The organism is Marinobacter sediminum (genome assembly GCF_023657445.1).
Classification (GTDB): Bacteria; Pseudomonadota; Gammaproteobacteria; order Pseudomonadales; family Oleiphilaceae; genus Marinobacter; species Marinobacter sediminum_A.
Window position 1 is genome coordinate 3734500 of the sequence record NZ_JAGTWY010000001.1, and the last position, 15731, is coordinate 3750230.

11 protein-coding genes are annotated in these 15731 nt (G+C 57.9%); 9 read left to right on the forward strand and 2 right to left on the reverse strand.

Annotated features, from left to right (window positions below; translation table 11 throughout):
* Window positions 1–46: 46 nt before the first annotated feature.
* On the forward strand, window positions 47–1456 hold the full coding sequence (gene argH / locus KFJ24_RS17485) for an argininosuccinate lyase (protein WP_250832415.1): 1410 nt from the start codon (window positions 47–49) through the stop codon (window positions 1454–1456).
* Window positions 1457–1486: 30 nt separating this feature from the next.
* On the opposite strand, the gene KFJ24_RS17490 is transcribed toward argH, so the two are convergent.
* A complete protein-coding gene (locus KFJ24_RS17490) occupies window positions 1487–3931 on the reverse strand; it encodes an EAL domain-containing protein (RefSeq protein WP_250832416.1) in 2445 nt (814 codons plus the stop codon).
* A gap of 146 nt (window positions 3932–4077) precedes the next feature.
* Between KFJ24_RS17490 and KFJ24_RS17495 the strand changes: the two genes are divergently transcribed.
* From KFJ24_RS17495 to KFJ24_RS17525, 7 genes are all read left to right on the forward strand, one after another.
* Window positions 4078–6936 (forward strand): class I adenylate cyclase, encoded by a 2859-nt coding sequence (locus KFJ24_RS17495; protein WP_250832417.1) that lies wholly within the window; start codon window positions 4078–4080, stop codon window positions 6934–6936.
* Between the two features lie 64 nt (window positions 6937–7000).
* A complete protein-coding gene (gene lptM, locus KFJ24_RS17500; protein WP_250832418.1) occupies window positions 7001–7180 on the forward strand; it encodes an LPS translocon maturation chaperone LptM in 180 nt (59 codons plus the stop codon).
* A 40-nt stretch (window positions 7181–7220) separates the two neighbouring features.
* Window positions 7221–8471 carry a diaminopimelate decarboxylase gene (gene lysA / locus KFJ24_RS17505; protein WP_250832419.1) on the forward strand — a complete coding sequence of 417 codons (1251 nt, stop codon included), beginning with the start codon at window positions 7221–7223 and terminating at the stop codon, window positions 8469–8471.
* Window positions 8472–8482: 11 nt separating this feature from the next.
* Window positions 8483–9397, forward strand: a complete 915-nt coding sequence (gene dapF, locus KFJ24_RS17510; RefSeq protein ID WP_250832692.1) for a diaminopimelate epimerase — start codon at window positions 8483–8485, stop codon at window positions 9395–9397.
* 16 nt (window positions 9398–9413) lie between these two features.
* Window positions 9414–10160 carry a DUF484 family protein gene (locus KFJ24_RS17515; protein ID WP_250832421.1) on the forward strand — a complete coding sequence of 249 codons (747 nt, stop codon included), beginning with the start codon at window positions 9414–9416 and terminating at the stop codon, window positions 10158–10160.
* 28 nt (window positions 10161–10188) lie between these two features.
* On the forward strand, window positions 10189–11130 hold the full coding sequence (xerC, locus tag KFJ24_RS17520) for a tyrosine recombinase XerC (protein ID WP_250832693.1): 942 nt from the start codon (window positions 10189–10191) through the stop codon (window positions 11128–11130).
* A gap of 60 nt (window positions 11131–11190) precedes the next feature.
* Window positions 11191–12630: a GGDEF domain-containing protein gene (locus tag KFJ24_RS17525; RefSeq protein WP_250832422.1), complete on the forward strand. Its 1440-nt coding sequence runs from the start codon at window positions 11191–11193 to the stop codon at window positions 12628–12630.
* Here the strand turns inward: KFJ24_RS17525 and KFJ24_RS17530 are convergent.
* On the reverse strand, window positions 12624–12857 hold the full coding sequence (locus KFJ24_RS17530) for a DUF2789 domain-containing protein (protein WP_250832423.1): 234 nt from the start codon (window positions 12855–12857) through the stop codon (window positions 12624–12626). The two genes, KFJ24_RS17525 and KFJ24_RS17530, sit on opposite strands and share 7 nt — an antisense overlap.
* 81 nt (window positions 12858–12938) lie before the next feature.
* Here KFJ24_RS17530 and KFJ24_RS17535 point away from each other — a divergent pair, with 81 nt between their 5' ends.
* Window positions 12939–15728 carry an ATP-binding protein gene (locus tag KFJ24_RS17535; RefSeq protein WP_434968027.1) on the forward strand — a complete coding sequence of 930 codons (2790 nt, stop codon included), beginning with the start codon at window positions 12939–12941 and terminating at the stop codon, window positions 15726–15728.
* Window positions 15729–15731 lie beyond the last annotated feature (3 nt).

Here is a 15731-nt window from a genome sequence, read left to right on the forward strand (position 1 = left end):
CAATTCCCGCCAGATGATGCCGGGCTGTCAGCAGGAAAGATAGACCATGACGGATCAGAAAAAGTCTGACCAGACCACAACCTCCGAAAAACCCTGGGGTGGGCGCTTCAGCGAGCCCACCGATGCCTTTGTCGAGCGTTTTACCGCCTCTGTCGGTTTCGACCAGCGTCTTTACCATCATGACATCACCGGCTCCATTGCCCACGCCACCATGTTGGCGGCGGTGGGCGTGCTGACCGACGAAGAGCGGGACACAATCATAGAAGGCCTGAAAGGCGTCAAGGCAGATATTGAGGCCGGCACATTTGAATGGTCCGTAAGCCTTGAAGACGTGCACATGAATATCGAAGCCCGTCTTACTGACCGCATTGGCATCACTGGCAAGAAACTGCACACGGGCCGCAGCCGGAACGATCAGGTGGCGACGGACATCCGTTTGTACCTGCGCGACGAGATCGACGTGATCGCGGAGGAGCTGAAGCGACTGCAAACGGGACTGCTTGGGCTGGCGGAGCGCGAAGCTGACACCATTATGCCGGGCTTTACCCATCTGCAGACAGCCCAGCCAGTGACCTTCGGTCATCACCTGCTGGCCTGGTACGAGATGCTGGTGCGGGATGCCGAGCGCCTTCAGGACTGCCGCAAGCGGGTAAACGTGATGCCCCTTGGTGCAGCCGCCCTGGCCGGAACCACCTACCCCATCGACCGGGACATGACGGCGAAACTGCTGGGCTTTGACCGCCCGACCGAGAATTCGCTGGATTCCGTGAGTGACCGGGATTTCGCCATTGAATTCTGCAGCTTTGCCGCCCTGCTGATGACACACCTGTCCCGCTTCAGCGAGGAGCTGGTGCTGTGGACCTCTGCCCAGTTCGACTTCATTGATCTGCCGGATCGGTTCTGTACCGGTTCTTCCATCATGCCCCAGAAGAAGAACCCGGACGTGCCCGAACTGGTCCGGGGCAAGACCGGGCGTGTTAATGGTCATTTGATCAGCTTGCTGACGCTGATGAAAAGCCAGCCACTGGCCTACAACAAGGATAACCAGGAGGACAAGGAACCCCTGTTCGATACCGTTGATACCGTCAAGGGTTGCCTGAAGGCATACGCGGACATGATTCCGGCGATTCGTGCCAAGGCCGACAATATGCGGGTGGCCGCCAAACGTGGTTTCTCAACGGCCACTGACTTGGCGGATTATCTGGTCAAGAAAGGTGTTCCCTTCAGGGATGCCCATGAGATCGTCGGCAAGTCGGTGGCCTTTGGTGTGGCCGAAGGTCGTGATTTGTCTGACATGACTCTGGACGAGTTGAAGCAGTTTTCCGATGTGATCGGCGACGATGTGTTTGATGTGCTGACCCTCGAGGGTTCAGTGCAGGCTCGCGATCATTTGGGTGGCACTGCGCCGGACCAGGTCCGGGCTGCCGTTGGACGGGCCCGCACGCTTCTGGGCTGATCCGGCTGCACTTATTACCGGGCGTAACGGCTATCCGCCGATGCGCCCGGTGGTCAGGTCTACCGCAGCCGGGGTTAGTTCCGCCAGCGGTTGGGGGCGTGACAATCTGAAGCCCTGGCCGTAGTGAATGCCCAGCGTTCTTACCTTGCTGAGTGTGTTATCGCTTTCGATAAACGTTGCCACGGTGGTTTTACCCGCCGCTTCGGCAATGCGATGCAGCGCCTCAATCATTACCTGTTGCACCGGATCGTCTTCCAGGTGCTGCATGATTCTCCGGTCCAGCTTGATAATGTCTACCGGCAGTTTTGCGGCCAGACTGTAGCTCTCAACAGAGGCGCCGGCGCCATCGAGGGCCACCCGGCATCCGACCCGGTGGAGGGCGTCGCACAGCACTGCCACGTCATCCGGATACTGTGTGGCATGGGATTCCCGTATTTCCAGGCAGAAACACTCCGGTGCATACGGCGACGCCTGCAAAGCCTTCGCCATAAAGTCTGCAAAGGTGTCATCCAGAACGCTGGCGAGGGACAGGTTGAATCCAACGTATTTTATCCGTGGTTCCAGCAGGCGATGTTTGCCCAGCCAGTCGAGTGTCTGTCGAATTACCTGACGATCCAGTCGTTTTGCGAGATCGAAACGTTCGGCCACCGGCAGGAACTGATCAGGCCGTAGCAGTGTCTGGTCGTCAGAATCTCCGGGGATGCGGCACAGGATTTCAATGTGGTCGCCCCAGGTAACGCTCGCGACCGGGCGCAATGACTGGTACTCCAGAATCAGCCCGTCATTATCGAGGGCCCTGCGGAGCTCTTCCAGGCGTTTGCCCGCCATGCTCTCGTCAGCGTGTTGGGCAATCGCATGGGCGGTATGAATGCGGTTGCGTCCGGAGGTCTTTGCGGTATGGCACAGGTCGGAAGCCTGGCTCAGCAGTTGTTCCGGGTCGCTCGGAACGTCGTTTTCCATAACCAGCAAACCACCCGAGGCTGTTGTTTGCAGCTGGTGGTCCTGCCACTCAAAAACGAACTCACCTATCAGCGCCAGAATGTCCTCAGCGATTTTTCGTGCCCGGGCTTCAGGGCAATTCTCTATCAGCAGGGCAAAGGTATCTCCGGACAGTCGCGCCAGGGCATCACGCTGGCGCACCCGAATACCAAGGTTGCCAGCCAGCTCGCGAAGGTAGCGGTCACAGGTACCGCCGCCGGCAATATCATTGAAGCGATCGAACTCATCCAGGTCCAGATACAGCAGGCTGTCGCAGGATTTTCGATGGGTTTTCTGCTCCAGCGTACGTAATAGCCGGGCAACGAATTCCCGGCGGTTCAACAGGCCGGTGACAGGGTCGTGACAGATACGGTATTCGCTACTGCTGGCATGACTGGCCCGGTTGCTTATGTCCCGAGCTACATGCACTGCTCCGATGACCTCTCCCTGGCTGTCGGTCAGACGCTGATAGTGAAATTCGTAAACGGGTAATTCACGGTTTTGCTGAGCCAGCGGCATTTCCACCACGAAGTTGTCGCGATCAAACGCCCGTTGCCAGAGCCGCTCGATCAGCCGCCGTTCGTTGGGATGGTCCGTTAGCAGTTGTTTCAGGTTATCGCCGGGCGTGGGGGTGATTCCGAATGCATTGGCAAACTGCCGAACGAAGTGATGGTTGCAGTGCATCAGGTTGAGCTCCAGGTCCACTGCAGCGACCAGGTCGGGAGTTGCCTTTGTAGTGGCAGACAAAACCTGCTCTGCCTGCTGGCGAGCCAGATCCCGGCGCATCTCGGGGGTGCGATCGACCAGCGTGCCGCCAAGCCGCTGCTTCCGGCTTCCGGTTTTCAGGGCCATACCGCTCAGGGTCATCCGGCGAGTGTTTTGCCGCGAGGTAAGGACGTTCAGTTCCAGCGAGAAGGGCTCGCCTGTCCGGATGCAGCGGCGAAACAGAGCCCGTACCCTGGCCTGACCGGTCTGACAGTAAAACAGTGCCTGTTCCGGTGTGATTTCAGCGCCAGCCCGCAGCTCCAGCAGTTCGAAGATGCCCTCGGTCCACGTCATTTCATTGCTGCGGGTATCCAGCTCCCAGACCCCGAAGCTGGCGTTGCACTCGGCTGAACGCAGCAGGCTCGGGTCCATGGCGGAGTTATCCCGATGGATGATGTTGGCACTGGCGGCCTTGTCTGAGTCCCGCATGTTCAGGCGCAGGCTAAGGCATGCGGTATAGAAAAAACCTTCCTTGTGGCGGAAAGTCACCAGCACGTTCTGGCCGCGTTCAATTCGGTGGCGATTGGCGGGAGCAAACGGGTCATCCTGGCGGGACGCAAGCACCCGGTGTACCGGCTCGCCCTCCAGTTCATTGGCGTCGTATCCCAGTACCGTTTCTGCGTAATGGTCGGCGAACAGGACCCGGCCCTCGTCGTCAATGCGCAGAAGTGTGCTGCGGTGGGAGCTCTGAGCCTGATCGGAACGATAGCGGCGAATGACGAATTCTTTCACGACGGGTGAGCCTCGGTTTTCTGCGGTATGATTCGGCGAGTTGCCAGGAACGCGCCGGCACCGCTTTTATTTTTTTGTTGGTTTTGCCACGATGCGGTCATCATACTGATCCTGAGACCGAAAAAAACCTCTCCGCAGGAGCTGCCTTGACTGCCCACGCTGCACCGATTGCCCTTGATTTTGATGAGGGTATAGATCGAAAGACCCTGCGTCGTCTGAGAGACCGGTTTCTCGCGGTCAATCAGCATAGGTGGGAGCGCGCGCACTCGGCGCTGACCTACCGTCAGCAGATGCTGCTGGAGATCCTGCCCCTGGTATTTCACATCAATCATCCTGCCTTGCCAGGTTACGTGGATGGTGACTGCCCATACGGTGTCGCCCATTATCAACCATCGGAACTGACCCTCAGCGCCGCCCGTCGGCTGGCTCGCACGTTCAGTGTTCGGGATGAGGGCAAACGTAAGCCGGATCTGGATGCCCTGTTTCTCATGGGTAGCCCGGGCACCCTCGGGCACTCGGTAGCCAGTGATCTGGATGTCTGGTTGTGCCATCGAAACGATCTTTCGGAGCGGGGCATTCATTGTCTGGAGCGTAAGGCCGAAAGACTGTCTGAATGGGCGGCGTCTCTCGGTGTCGAGCTGCATGTGTTTGTCTTCTGTGCAGAAGACTGGCGCGCGGGGCGTCAGAAGGCGGAGGTGATGGGTGAAAACTGTGGCAGTGCCCAGCACTTCCTTCTGTTGGATGAGTTTTACCGTACCAGTATCCATCTGGCTGGCTGTCACCCGATGTGGTGGCTTGTCCCGGCGGACTGTGAACAGCGTTACGACGAGTGCATGCGACAGTTAGTCGATTGCCGCTTCATTCGCGGAGAGGAATACATCGATTTTGGCCCGGTGCCCGCCATCCCCGATGAAGAATTTCTTGGAGCTGGTGTCTGGCAGCTTTACAAGGGGATTGATGCGCCCTGGAAATCAATACTCAAGCTTTTGCTGATCGAGTGCTACGCCCAGACGAGTGGTCAGCCACTGTTGTCCAGCGTTTTCAAACAGGCGGTGTTCCGTGGCGAAACCGGTGCGGACGAGCTGGATCCCTATGTGCTGTTATACAGTCGCCTGGAAAGCTGGCTGTCAGGTCCTGAGGTCAGGTCAAGGCTGGACCTGGTGCGCAGGAGCCTGTATCTGAAAGCCGGGCTTCCCCTGACCCGTACTGAAGAGGCGCCCGGGCAGTGGCGAGTCCATCTGCTGAGGCAGCTGGTCACTCGCTGGGGCTGGACCGAGACGACCCTGAGTGAGCTCGATAACCGTCAGCGCTGGCGAGCGGAAGAGGTTACCGCGCTGCGCAGGACCATTGTGACGGAGTTCACCCACAGTTACCGGCTGCTGTCGAGAATGGCCCGGGAGCATGGCACCCGGGCAGCGATCAGTGCCGCTGATATCAACCTGCTTGGGCGTAAGTTGTATGCCGCGTTTCAGCGCAAGGCCGGCAAAATAGAACAGATAAACCCGGGGCTGGCCCCGTCGCTGGCGGAAGAAAACCTGGCGTTTCATCATCAGGCGGAGCAGGGCAGTGACGGCGAGGGCTGGCTACTCTACCGGGATCTTGAGGATCCGGCGGACGCCTTCTGGCAGCCCGTGATTCGGCGATCGGGCAACCTGACAGAACTTATGGTCTGGTGTTACTGCAATGGCCTGCTTACCCGTTCAACCCGATTGAACGTGCGAGCTGGGCACAGCGTCGCTTCGGTGAGCGAGCTGAAGGAAATGCTGGATGCGCTCTCGGGTTTTCTTTCCTTCCCGGTTGAGGCTGCTGGTCGTGATGCGCTGTCCCGGGGTGTGCGCCCATTGCGCAATCTGCTGCTGGTTAACGTCGGCGTTGATCCCCAGGCACACCTTACCGAGAGGGGGCTGCACAAGCTCAGTGCGAGGCACGATTCCCTCGGGTTCAGTGGCGGCAGGGAAAACCTGGTAATCACGATTGACCAGATTACCTTCAACAGCTGGCACGAGGTAAGTCTTCAGCACTATGCGACCGGGGACACCCTGGTACAGTGCCTGAAAAACGTGCTGGCCTCAGTGGCCGGCAACCCTTCGGATATTCCGGACATTCAGGTGCATAGTCACAACCGCGGCCATGGTACTGCCATCGCCCGTCGGGTCCAGGAGTTGTTCAGCGATGTCTTGCGACAGTTCTTCGCCGGCAGTGCGGGCCCGCACCCCTTGCGTTATGTGATTGAAATGGATCGTCGCTATTTTCTGCTCCAGTTTAACGGTACCGAACCGGGGTTTATTGTTCTGGACAGTTTTGGGACGCTCATGGGGCATCTTGCCCTGCCTCAGGAGCAGTATCTGCCCGTTGTGTTTGATCGCTATGCGATACCGGAAAATCCGGCGCTCAGGGCGGTATGTCAGGCCAGTGAGCCGGATAGCATCCAGTTGTTTTATCGGATTCGCGGTGAGCGTGCCAGCATCTGGGTGGTGGATGAGTTGGGATCTATCTCTTTCTGGGAGCAGGCGGTCAGTAACCGGCGCTATTTGCTGACGCCGTTGTTACGGTTTCTTGAAAACCTGATTGAGCGACGAATGCTTCGACGCAGTGATGCGCCGGCGGTGCTTGCGGGCGTTCAGTGTTATGAGGTTGTGAATAGTGACGGCCACTGGCGGGCAGAAAACCGGCCTGTGGATGATTCCGGTGCGCCCTTGCCGGGTCTTGAAGTCCAGGCGGTCGGCGTTCAGGAAGGGGGCAACCGGGTGCGCTTTGATATCTTCTGTGGCGAACAGGAGTTTACCGTACAGGAGTATGGCGACCGGCTGATTCCGGCAGTCGCCCACTATATCCGCTCGTTGCGTCAGAGCCATGAACGCTACCCTGTGTATCTGACCGATGTGCATTTGCCTCATGATCTGGACCCCCAGGTATACCAGCAGGATATTCAGACCAGTCAGTACCTTTATTACCGTTCAGTTCTCGAGGAATCACTGAATCGTGAGCTGCAATCCGGGCGATAGCCTTCTCGCCGTGCAGGCCGCCTCTCAGGTATACTTCAGCCATAGTGAAGGAAGGATGGCACGAATGCGCGATGTGAAAATTTTGCTCACCGGCCTGGTCCTGATGATGGCGCTTGGCGGCTGTGGTCAGAAAGGCCCGCTGTTCAGAGAGCACCAGGATGCATCGGTCCGCTCGGCGGTGGAAGCCGTGGACGCCGGGCCCGGTATTAACGATACGCGCAACAGCAAGGAGTCGGGCGAGTAACGTCCTGTCATCCGTCCCCGATTAACGAATCAGGAAAATAATGGATCATTTCAATTACCGCAGCGGCGAACTTTACGCCGAAGATGTGCCTGTCTCCGAAATCGCCGAACGTTTCGGTACGCCGGCCTATGTCTATTCCCGCGCTACTCTCGAGCGCCATTACCGCGCGTATGATGATGCCTTGAAGGGACGCCCGCACCTTGTGTGTTACGCGGTCAAAGCCAATAGCAATCTTGCGGTTCTGAACGTGTTGGCACGGCTCGGAGCAGGGTTCGACATTGTTTCTGCTGGCGAACTGGAACGGGTGTTACGGTCCGGTGGTGACGCCGGCAAGGTCGTGTTCTCAGGTGTTGGTAAGCAGGAATGGGAAATGAAACGCGCCCTTGAAGCCGGCGTACGCTGCTTTAATGTGGAGTCCGACACCGAGCTTGACCGGCTCAACAAGGTCGCGGGTGAGCTGGGTGTCAAGGCACCGGTTTCGCTACGGGTGAATCCGGATGTGGATGCCGGTACCCATCCCTATATTTCGACCGGCCTGAAAGAGAACAAGTTCGGCATCGATATTGCCGAGGCTCCAGGCGTCTATGCCAGAGCGGCGACCTTGCCGAATCTGGATATCCAGGGCGTCGACTGTCATATCGGTTCCCAGCTGACGTCGGTGTCACCCTTTCTGGACGCCCTGGATCGGGTGTTGGTGCTCATCGACAGCCTGGTGGCCCAGGGCATACATATTCGCCACCTGGACATCGGTGGCGGTCTCGGGGTCACCTACGACCAGGAGCAGCCACCCCAGCCGTCGGATTACGTCAAGGCGCTGGCTGAACGGCTTGGTGACCGCAAGCTTGAGCTTATTATGGAGCCGGGTCGTTCCATTGCGGCCAATGCCGGCATTCTGTTGACCCGGGTGGAGTTTCTGAAGTGCACTGCACATCGAAACTTTGCCATCATTGATGCCGCCATGAATGATCTTATCCGGCCAGCCCTCTACAGTGCCTGGCAGTCGATCATCCCGGTCAGGCCACATCAGGATGGTGAGGAAAAGCCCTGGGACCTCGTCGGGCCGGTGTGTGAGACCGGTGACTTTCTCGGCAAAGACCGGCAGTTGCGACTGCAGGCTGGCGATCTGCTGGCGGTTCGTTCGGCCGGTGCTTACGGGTTTGTGATGAGCTCCAATTACAACAGCCGGAACCGGCCGCCAGAATTGATGGTGGATGGTGATCAGGTGCATATCGTTCGTCGCCGGGAAACCCTGGATGAACAGGTCGCACCAGAGAGTTGCTTGCCGGAATGAGTGATCAGGAGATGAATCAGCAGCGACGCGGCCAGGGCCCTGTGCTCAGATTTACCAAGATGCACGGGCTGGGCAATGATTTTATGGTGGTGGATGCGATCAGCCAGCCCTTTCGCTTGCGTCCGGAGACGATCCGGGAGTTGGCGGACCGGAACTTTGGTATTGGCTTTGACCAGTTGCTGGTCGTAGAGCCACCGGGGTTGCCAGATGTCGACTTTCGCTATCGAATCTTCAATGCCGATGGCTCTGAAGTGGAGCAGTGTGGTAATGGCGCCCGATGTTTCGCCCGTTTCGTGCGCGATCAGCGTCTGACGAACAAGAAGATTATCCGCGTCCAGACCGCTAAGGGTGTTATTGAGCTGCGGGTAGGCACGGATGGCATGGTCATGGTCAATATGGGCGTGCCCGAATTCAATCCCCCTGCCATACCGTTTGCCGCCGATTGCCGAAAAGATGTGTACACGGTGGAGGTGGATGGCCAGACCGTCGAACTCAGCGCGGTTTCCCTGGGCAACCCACACGGTGTTCTGTTGGTGGATGATGTTGAGCAGGCGCCGGTGGAAACCCTCGGGCCCAGATTGGAGAAGCATCCGCGTTTCCCGGCACGGGCCAATATCGGGTTTCTGCAGATCATCGACCGGGGGCGCGTCCGCCTTCGGGTATTCGAACGCGGATCCGGAGAAACGCTTGCCTGCGGCAGCGGCGCCTGTGCCGCCGTTGTGGTGGGTTGTTTGCGCGGCTTGCTGGACCATCGCGTGGAGGTTGAATTGCGCGGAGGGCGGCTGGTCATTGAATGGCAGGGTGAGGGTGCCCCTGTTATGATGGAAGGACCTGCAACCAGCGTTTTCGAAGGCCAGTTGCGGCTGCCGGGCGATAATAACGGTCGTCGCCGTCGAGGTGGCCGGCCTTCCAAACAACGGTCCTGATACTCAGGAGATCACGATGACAGAACAAACGGCCCACCAGAAGGTCGAAGAGCTGAGCAGGGAGCAGGTGGCAGACTATCTGCGTGCCAATCCGGATTTTTTTGTCGACCAGGATGAACTGCTGCGCAGTCTGACCCTGCCCCATGACAGCGGTCGGGCGATTTCGCTCGTGGAACGCCAGGTGCATCTTTTCCGCGAGCAGAGGGACACGCTGCGCCGGGAACTGGTGGAGCTGGTCTCCATCGCCCGCCACAACGATCGTCTTTTCGAGAAAAGCAAACGATTGCTTATGCAGGTGATTGAGGCGCGCACCCTCAATGACATGGCCTCGGCCATTGATGACAGTATTCGCGGTGATTTCGGTCTCGACGCAGCCTCGGTGCTGCTGTTTACCGATGCAGAACTGCCCGAGGCCTCCCAGGGTGCGCTTCATGTGGTCAGTCCCGTGGAGGCACGGGAGCGTCTGGGCGGCCTGTTGGAGGGCGACCGTGCTGTCTGTGGCCAATTCCGGGAAAGCGAGCGTGAATTTCTGTTTCCTGACAGGGAAGAGCCAATCGCGTCGGTCGCACTGGTGCCGTTGCGCGGTGATGACCTTGTTGGCCTCTTGGCCGTTGGCAGCTGTCAGCCGGGATATTTTGACCAGAGCATGGGGTCGCTGTTCCTCAGTTACATTAGTGACACCCTGAGCCGGTTGCTGCCTTCTATGGTTCAGCGCCATACCGGCGCTGCTCCGGTTGCCGATATTGCGACGGAGTCGCGCTAGGGTGCCGGGGGCAAATCTGCCCGTTGATCTGCCCCCGGGGCTGACTGGCCCCATTGACGATTTCATTCGCCATCTTGCCTCGGAAAAACGACATTCCCCCCGTACCTGTGACAGTTATCAGCGTGATCTGACCCGCCTGGCCGCCTGGCTATGGCATGATCAGTGCGGTGAATGGCGTAAGGTCTCCAGTCATGATTTGCGTCGCTATGTGGCGACCCTGAGTCGGGAAGGGCTTGGTGGTCGCAGTATCGCCCGTCATTTGTCCTCTTCTCGCCGCTTTTACCAGTTTCTCTTGCGAGAGCGCCTTGCCACTGATAATCCCGCCCTGGACATTCGGGCACCCAAAAGCGGCCGGCGGCTGCCCAAGGTGGCCGACGTCGATCAGCTCAGTCACCTTCTTGATGCCAGTCCAGACGACCCGTTGGAAGTCCGGGATCTGTGCATGTTTGAGCTGATGTACTCCTCTGGCCTTCGTTTGTCCGAGCTGGCGGGCCTGAATCTGGATTCGGTAGACCCGAAGGGAGGGGAAATCCGCGTTCTGGGTAAAGGCAGCAAAGAGCGGATTCTGCCGGTCGGCAGCAAGGCTTTGGCCGCCCTGAAGGCCTGGCTTCCATTGCGAACGGCACTGGCACCTGAACCGGAACAGGCGCTGTTTGTCAGTCGTCGGGGGGATCGTCTGAGTCGTCGAAGCATCCAGGCGCGGCTCAGTCGGTGGGGCGTGGCAAAGGGGGCGGATCAGAAGATGCACCCGCATATGCTGCGCCACTCCTTTGCCAGCCATATGCTGGAGTCCAGCGGGGATCTCCGGGCGGTCCAGGAACTGTTGGGCCATGCGGATATTGCCACCACCCAGGTCTATACTCATCTTGATTTTCAGCATTTGGCTCGTGTTTATGACCAGAGTCATCCCAGAGCGCGCCGTCATCAGTATGATGGGAATGATCGTAATGAAAAGAATTCCGCGGAATAACCGGCAATAAGGAAGTCTCAGACCAGTATGTGGTTACCAAGGGCAATACGGGAACGCTCCATGGCATCGGGTCAGTCCTGGAAGGAAAAATACCTTCAGGAGCTTGAGTCTGCAGATAATCGGGAACAGGAGTGGAAGGCTGAGCGCAACACTCTTGAGCGGATGCTGGTGCGCACAAGCCTCGCTTCGGAAGGGCAGACCCCGGAACTCGACCGCCTTCTTGCCCGTGTCCGAAAGGATCTTCGCAAGAAAAAAGTAAACGTGGACGCCTGGCGGGAATTACAGGAACAGATTGATCGGCAGGTGACGCTGCTTGATGAGCGGCCCTCCTCCGCTGACAGGGGGCGACAGGAAGAGGCTCCGTCATCGGATTTCGTCAGCCACCAGAATGAGTCGGCGGTGCCGGGCGATGAACGGGATATTGAGGACAACACGCAGCGCCTGAGAATTGCCCGGCGCGTTGGCCAGCTCCTTGGTCAGATGCTGAATCAGGTTACTCTGGAGCCTGCGGCAGAAACCCGTGCCCGGGGGCTTCAGCAGGTACTGCTGTCCAGCAATGACTGGAAGGTGCTTCGGGAAGGCCTGAATCACGTTGCTGAACTGGTGATCGCGGCCATCACGCGCAGTCAGCGAGAGTTCGAGGCGTTTTTAAAGCGGCTCGATGAGCGGCTCGAGGTACTTCGCGAGCACTTCTCTGACCAGTCCTCGGCGCAGTCCGGTCGTCTCGATGCGACGGAAAGCCTGGATCGAGAGATTCGGGAAGGGTTGGAGCGGGTTGGGCTGGATATCCAGGCCAGTGACGATCTGCAAGAGTTAAAGCAATCCGTCAGTCGGCATCTGGAGTCCATTGGCGATGCTGTGGGTCGATTTCATGTTCAGGAGACCGAACGGGAAAAGGCCCTTTCAGAGCAGTTGGCTGCCATGCAGGAAAAAATTGCGGCCATGGAGGCTCATTCTGAGCAGATGCAGGGCCAGGTGCTTCGCGAACGTCAGCGGGCGATGACCGACCTGCTGACGCAATTGCCGAATCGGGAAGCCTGGCAGGAACGCCTTTCCTTTGAATGTAATCGTTGGCAGCGCTACCAGCATCCGCTGACCATCGGTCTGCTGGATATTGATTATTTTAAGAGGGTTAACGATTCCTACGGCCATAAGGCAGGAGATCGGGTACTACAGCTGATTGCCAGGGAATTAAGGGAAAGGCTGCGGAATACTGACTTTATTGCCCGCTATGGTGGGGAAGAGTTTGTGCTTCTGTTCCCTGAAACCTCGCCGGAAGATGCCCAGGCTGTCATGGACAAGCTCAGGCATCATATCAGCAACCTGCCGTTCCATTTTAGCGGTGAGCCTGTGATGGTCACCTTCTCTGTGGGATTGGCGGGGTTTGCACCGGGAGATTCTGAAGATTCGGTTTTCGAGAGATCAGACCGCGCCCTTTATCTGGCCAAGGACGGCGGTCGGAACTGCGTCCAGATTGACGCGGGCGCGCCAGATCAGTGACGCATGCGCGCGTCAAGTTCGTCGATGATCTCGGCCCAGTCGCTGTCTTCTTCGAGACCTTCTTCCAGAAAATGTGACTGGCTCTCTGACCAGAATGGCGCGTCCTGAAGTGCGATTTCACGCGGTAACGGCGAATATCTGGCGACAAAATCTTCAATACTTTTTTCATCGGCAGCCAGCCCCATCTGTTCGAAAAGGGTACTGAGCGTGTGCTTGCTGGTGTCCATAGATGCGGTTCTCCCGAATGAAATCATGTTCGTTTGCAGGTATTGTTCCCTGAAATGTAGCGGAACCCTTGAGGATATCCAGTGAAGGTCACCCTTCCGACTCTACTATTCTGTCTGTTGGCTTTTTTTCAAGCCCCGCTGAGGGCCGATCCCCCCCAGTCATCTCCGGCTCCGATTCTTGGTAGTGGAGAATTGACGTGGCTTGCACAGCAGGAACGGTTCCGCGTGGGGGTGCAGGTTGGCCAGGTACCGCTCATATTTGATACCGGTGACGGTACTCTGGCGGGCACCTATATCGATTATCTCGCGCGCCTCTCAGACAAACTGGGCGTCCCTGTAGAGCCGGTGAAACTGGGTAGTGAGGCCGGGCAATCAGAGCCTGCGCCGGAAGCCATGCTTACCACCCGCATGCCCGGAGCGCGGGTGACTCCGGGCAAACGTTATACCGAACCCTTGATGTCGCTGACGTATGGTTTGTTTGTCAGCGCGGGTGATGCCGCGATCCGGTCGTTATCCGACCTCGAAGGCGGAAGCATTGCGGTCGTTAAAGAGGACCCCAATCAATTTCCCATGCTGGAACCGGTCGAGAGTTTTACACCGGTGCCAGTAGACAGCTTTGGCGAAGCAGTGAGCAGTGTGCTCTCGGGTCAGGCCGATGCCTTCCTGGGACCGGTGCCTGTCGTTTCCGATTACCTGCAGTCAGCCATGATAAAGGGTATCGGACTCTCGGTTTTGCTGGACCAGAAGACCGTGGACGTTGTCCTGCAGGTCGACGTTGATAATGACCTCCTTTACCGCGTGATGGACAAGGCGGTGGCGTCGATCAGTCACAATGAGCACCGCGTAATACGGCAATCCTGGCTTAAGGCAGACCTGCCGGCACTTGAACGCAGCGGGCTGGAACTGTCCTCATCTGATCTGGATTGGCTCAAGCGGCACCCGAACCTGCGTGTCGCCTTTCGTTCCGACTGGCCTCCTTTTGAATATGCCCAGGACGGTCGACCCACGGGGCTGGCGCCGGATCTGATTACCCGCCTGGAATCGCAGCTCGAGGTCCGCTTTAACAGAACGATTCTGAAAGACCGGATCGAAGCTGAGGGGCAGTTAAAGGCAGGTGAGGTTGATATTCTTCCGGGGTTGTCACGGACTCCGCGAACAGAAAATGATTTTCTCTTCACCCGAGCCTACCTGACTGTGCCCATCGCGCTCGCAATTCGGGATGACGGTCGCTTTATCGGTGACCTGAGAGAGTTGCGCACCGAGAAGGTTGGCGTTGTCAATCGCCATGCCGCCCACGATTACCTTCTGATTAACCACCCGAATCTGGACCTCTATCCTGTGGACACTGTCGAGGAGGGGCTGCTGGCCCTGTCCAACGGTGACCTTGACGTGATGGTGACTCACATTCCCGCTGTCAGCTATACCGTGGCGCGGCTGGGGCTGTCGAATTTGCGAATCACCAGTATTACACCGTACCAATATGACCTGAGACTCGCGGTGCGGAAGGATAACCCGGAGTTGCACCGGATTCTGAACAAGGCATTGAGTAGTCTGGATGCAACCGAGACCGAAGCCATCTACAACCGCTGGATCCACCTGGATATCGAGCAGGAAACCGACTACACAGTGGTGCGCCGGGTAGTACTGATCGCCATTCTGGTTGTGCTCATCTTCCTGTACTGGAACCGTAAGTTGTCACGGGAAGTGGATGAACGTATCCGTTCTGAAAATGCCCTGCGTCGGAGTGAGGACGAACTGCGGGCTGCCAAGCTGGAAGCGGAGCGCCTGGCCCGGGGGGCTGAAACCGCAAATCTGGCAAAGAGTGAATTCCTTGCCAACATGTCCCATGAAATACGGACACCGATGAATGCGGTGATCGGTTACAGCGACTTGCTAAGCAAGAGTGTTACTGACCCGCAGCAGCGCACCTATCTGGATGCGATCCGCGCGGGCAGCCGAAGTTTGCTTATGCTGATCAACGACATTCTGGATCTTTCCCGGATCGAGGCCGGGAAAATGCGTCTGGACTACTCCGCTGTTTCCGTTCGCCGGGTGCTTGACGACGTGCGCCACATCTTCGACCTGAGGGCCAGGGAGCAGGAGATATCACTGGAGGTGAGCGTCGATTCGAAAATGCCGGCTGCGATGATGCTCGATGAAACCCGTTTACGGCAGGTATTGTTCAATCTCGTGGGTAATGCGATCAAGTTTACCCATCAAGGCGGGGTAACCGTCAGGGCGACAGCCACTCCCCTGAAATCCCGGGAAGGCGATAAAGGTAGCCGTGGGGACAATGCTGACCGTCAGCATTACCAGCTCCTCGTAACCGTTAAGGATACCGGAATTGGTATTCCTCCTGATCAGCGTGAACGCATCTTTGATGCCTTTGAGCAACAGGAAGGCCAGAATACCCGTCGTTATGGCGGTACCGGCCTTGGCCTTGCGATCAGTCGAAAACTGGCCCGGATGATGGGAGGAGAGCTGGAATTGGAAAGTGAACCCGGGGCGGGGTCAGTGTTTACCGTCGTATTGCCTGACGTGGAGGCGACCGGGGAGCGGGCCGAGTATGAAGGCGAGCCGAAAGAGGCCGATAGACTGCTGGCACAGACCCTGAGCATGCAGGAGCGTGGCTGGCTGCGTGAGCAACTGGCGTCTGACTTTGGCAGTGAATGGAAAACAGTGCGGGAAAGCGGCGACCCGGAGCAGATGAAAGACTTCGCCCGGCGAGTGCTGGCCTGGGGAACGCGATATCGCTCCGGCTCAGTCACTCGTTACGGTGAGAAATTACTGGCGGACGTTGAGGCGTTCAACCTTGATGCGGTCAACAGTGCGCTGGAAGCTTTCCCCAAACTGTTGGGACGTCAGGACTAGGGG

What these genes read in the sequence shown, in the direction of transcription:
- argH (WP_250832415.1), top strand. Translation starts at nt 47, where the DNA reads ATGACGGATCAGAAAAAGTCTGACCAGACCACAACCTCCGAAAAACCC.
- lptM (WP_250832418.1), top strand. Translation starts at nt 7,001, where the DNA reads ATGCGCGATGTGAAAATTTTGCTCACCGGCCTGGTCCTGATGATGGCG.
- lysA (WP_250832419.1), top strand. Translation starts at nt 7,221, where the DNA reads ATGGATCATTTCAATTACCGCAGCGGCGAACTTTACGCCGAAGATGTG.
- dapF (WP_250832692.1), top strand. Translation starts at nt 8,483, where the DNA reads ATGAATCAGCAGCGACGCGGCCAGGGCCCTGTGCTCAGATTTACCAAG.
- KFJ24_RS17515 (WP_250832421.1), top strand. Translation starts at nt 9,414, where the DNA reads ATGACAGAACAAACGGCCCACCAGAAGGTCGAAGAGCTGAGCAGGGAG.
- KFJ24_RS17525 (WP_250832422.1), top strand. Translation starts at nt 11,191, where the DNA reads ATGGCATCGGGTCAGTCCTGGAAGGAAAAATACCTTCAGGAGCTTGAG.
- KFJ24_RS17530 (WP_250832423.1), bottom strand. Translation starts at nt 12,857, where the DNA reads ATGGACACCAGCAAGCACACGCTCAGTACCCTTTTCGAACAGATGGGG.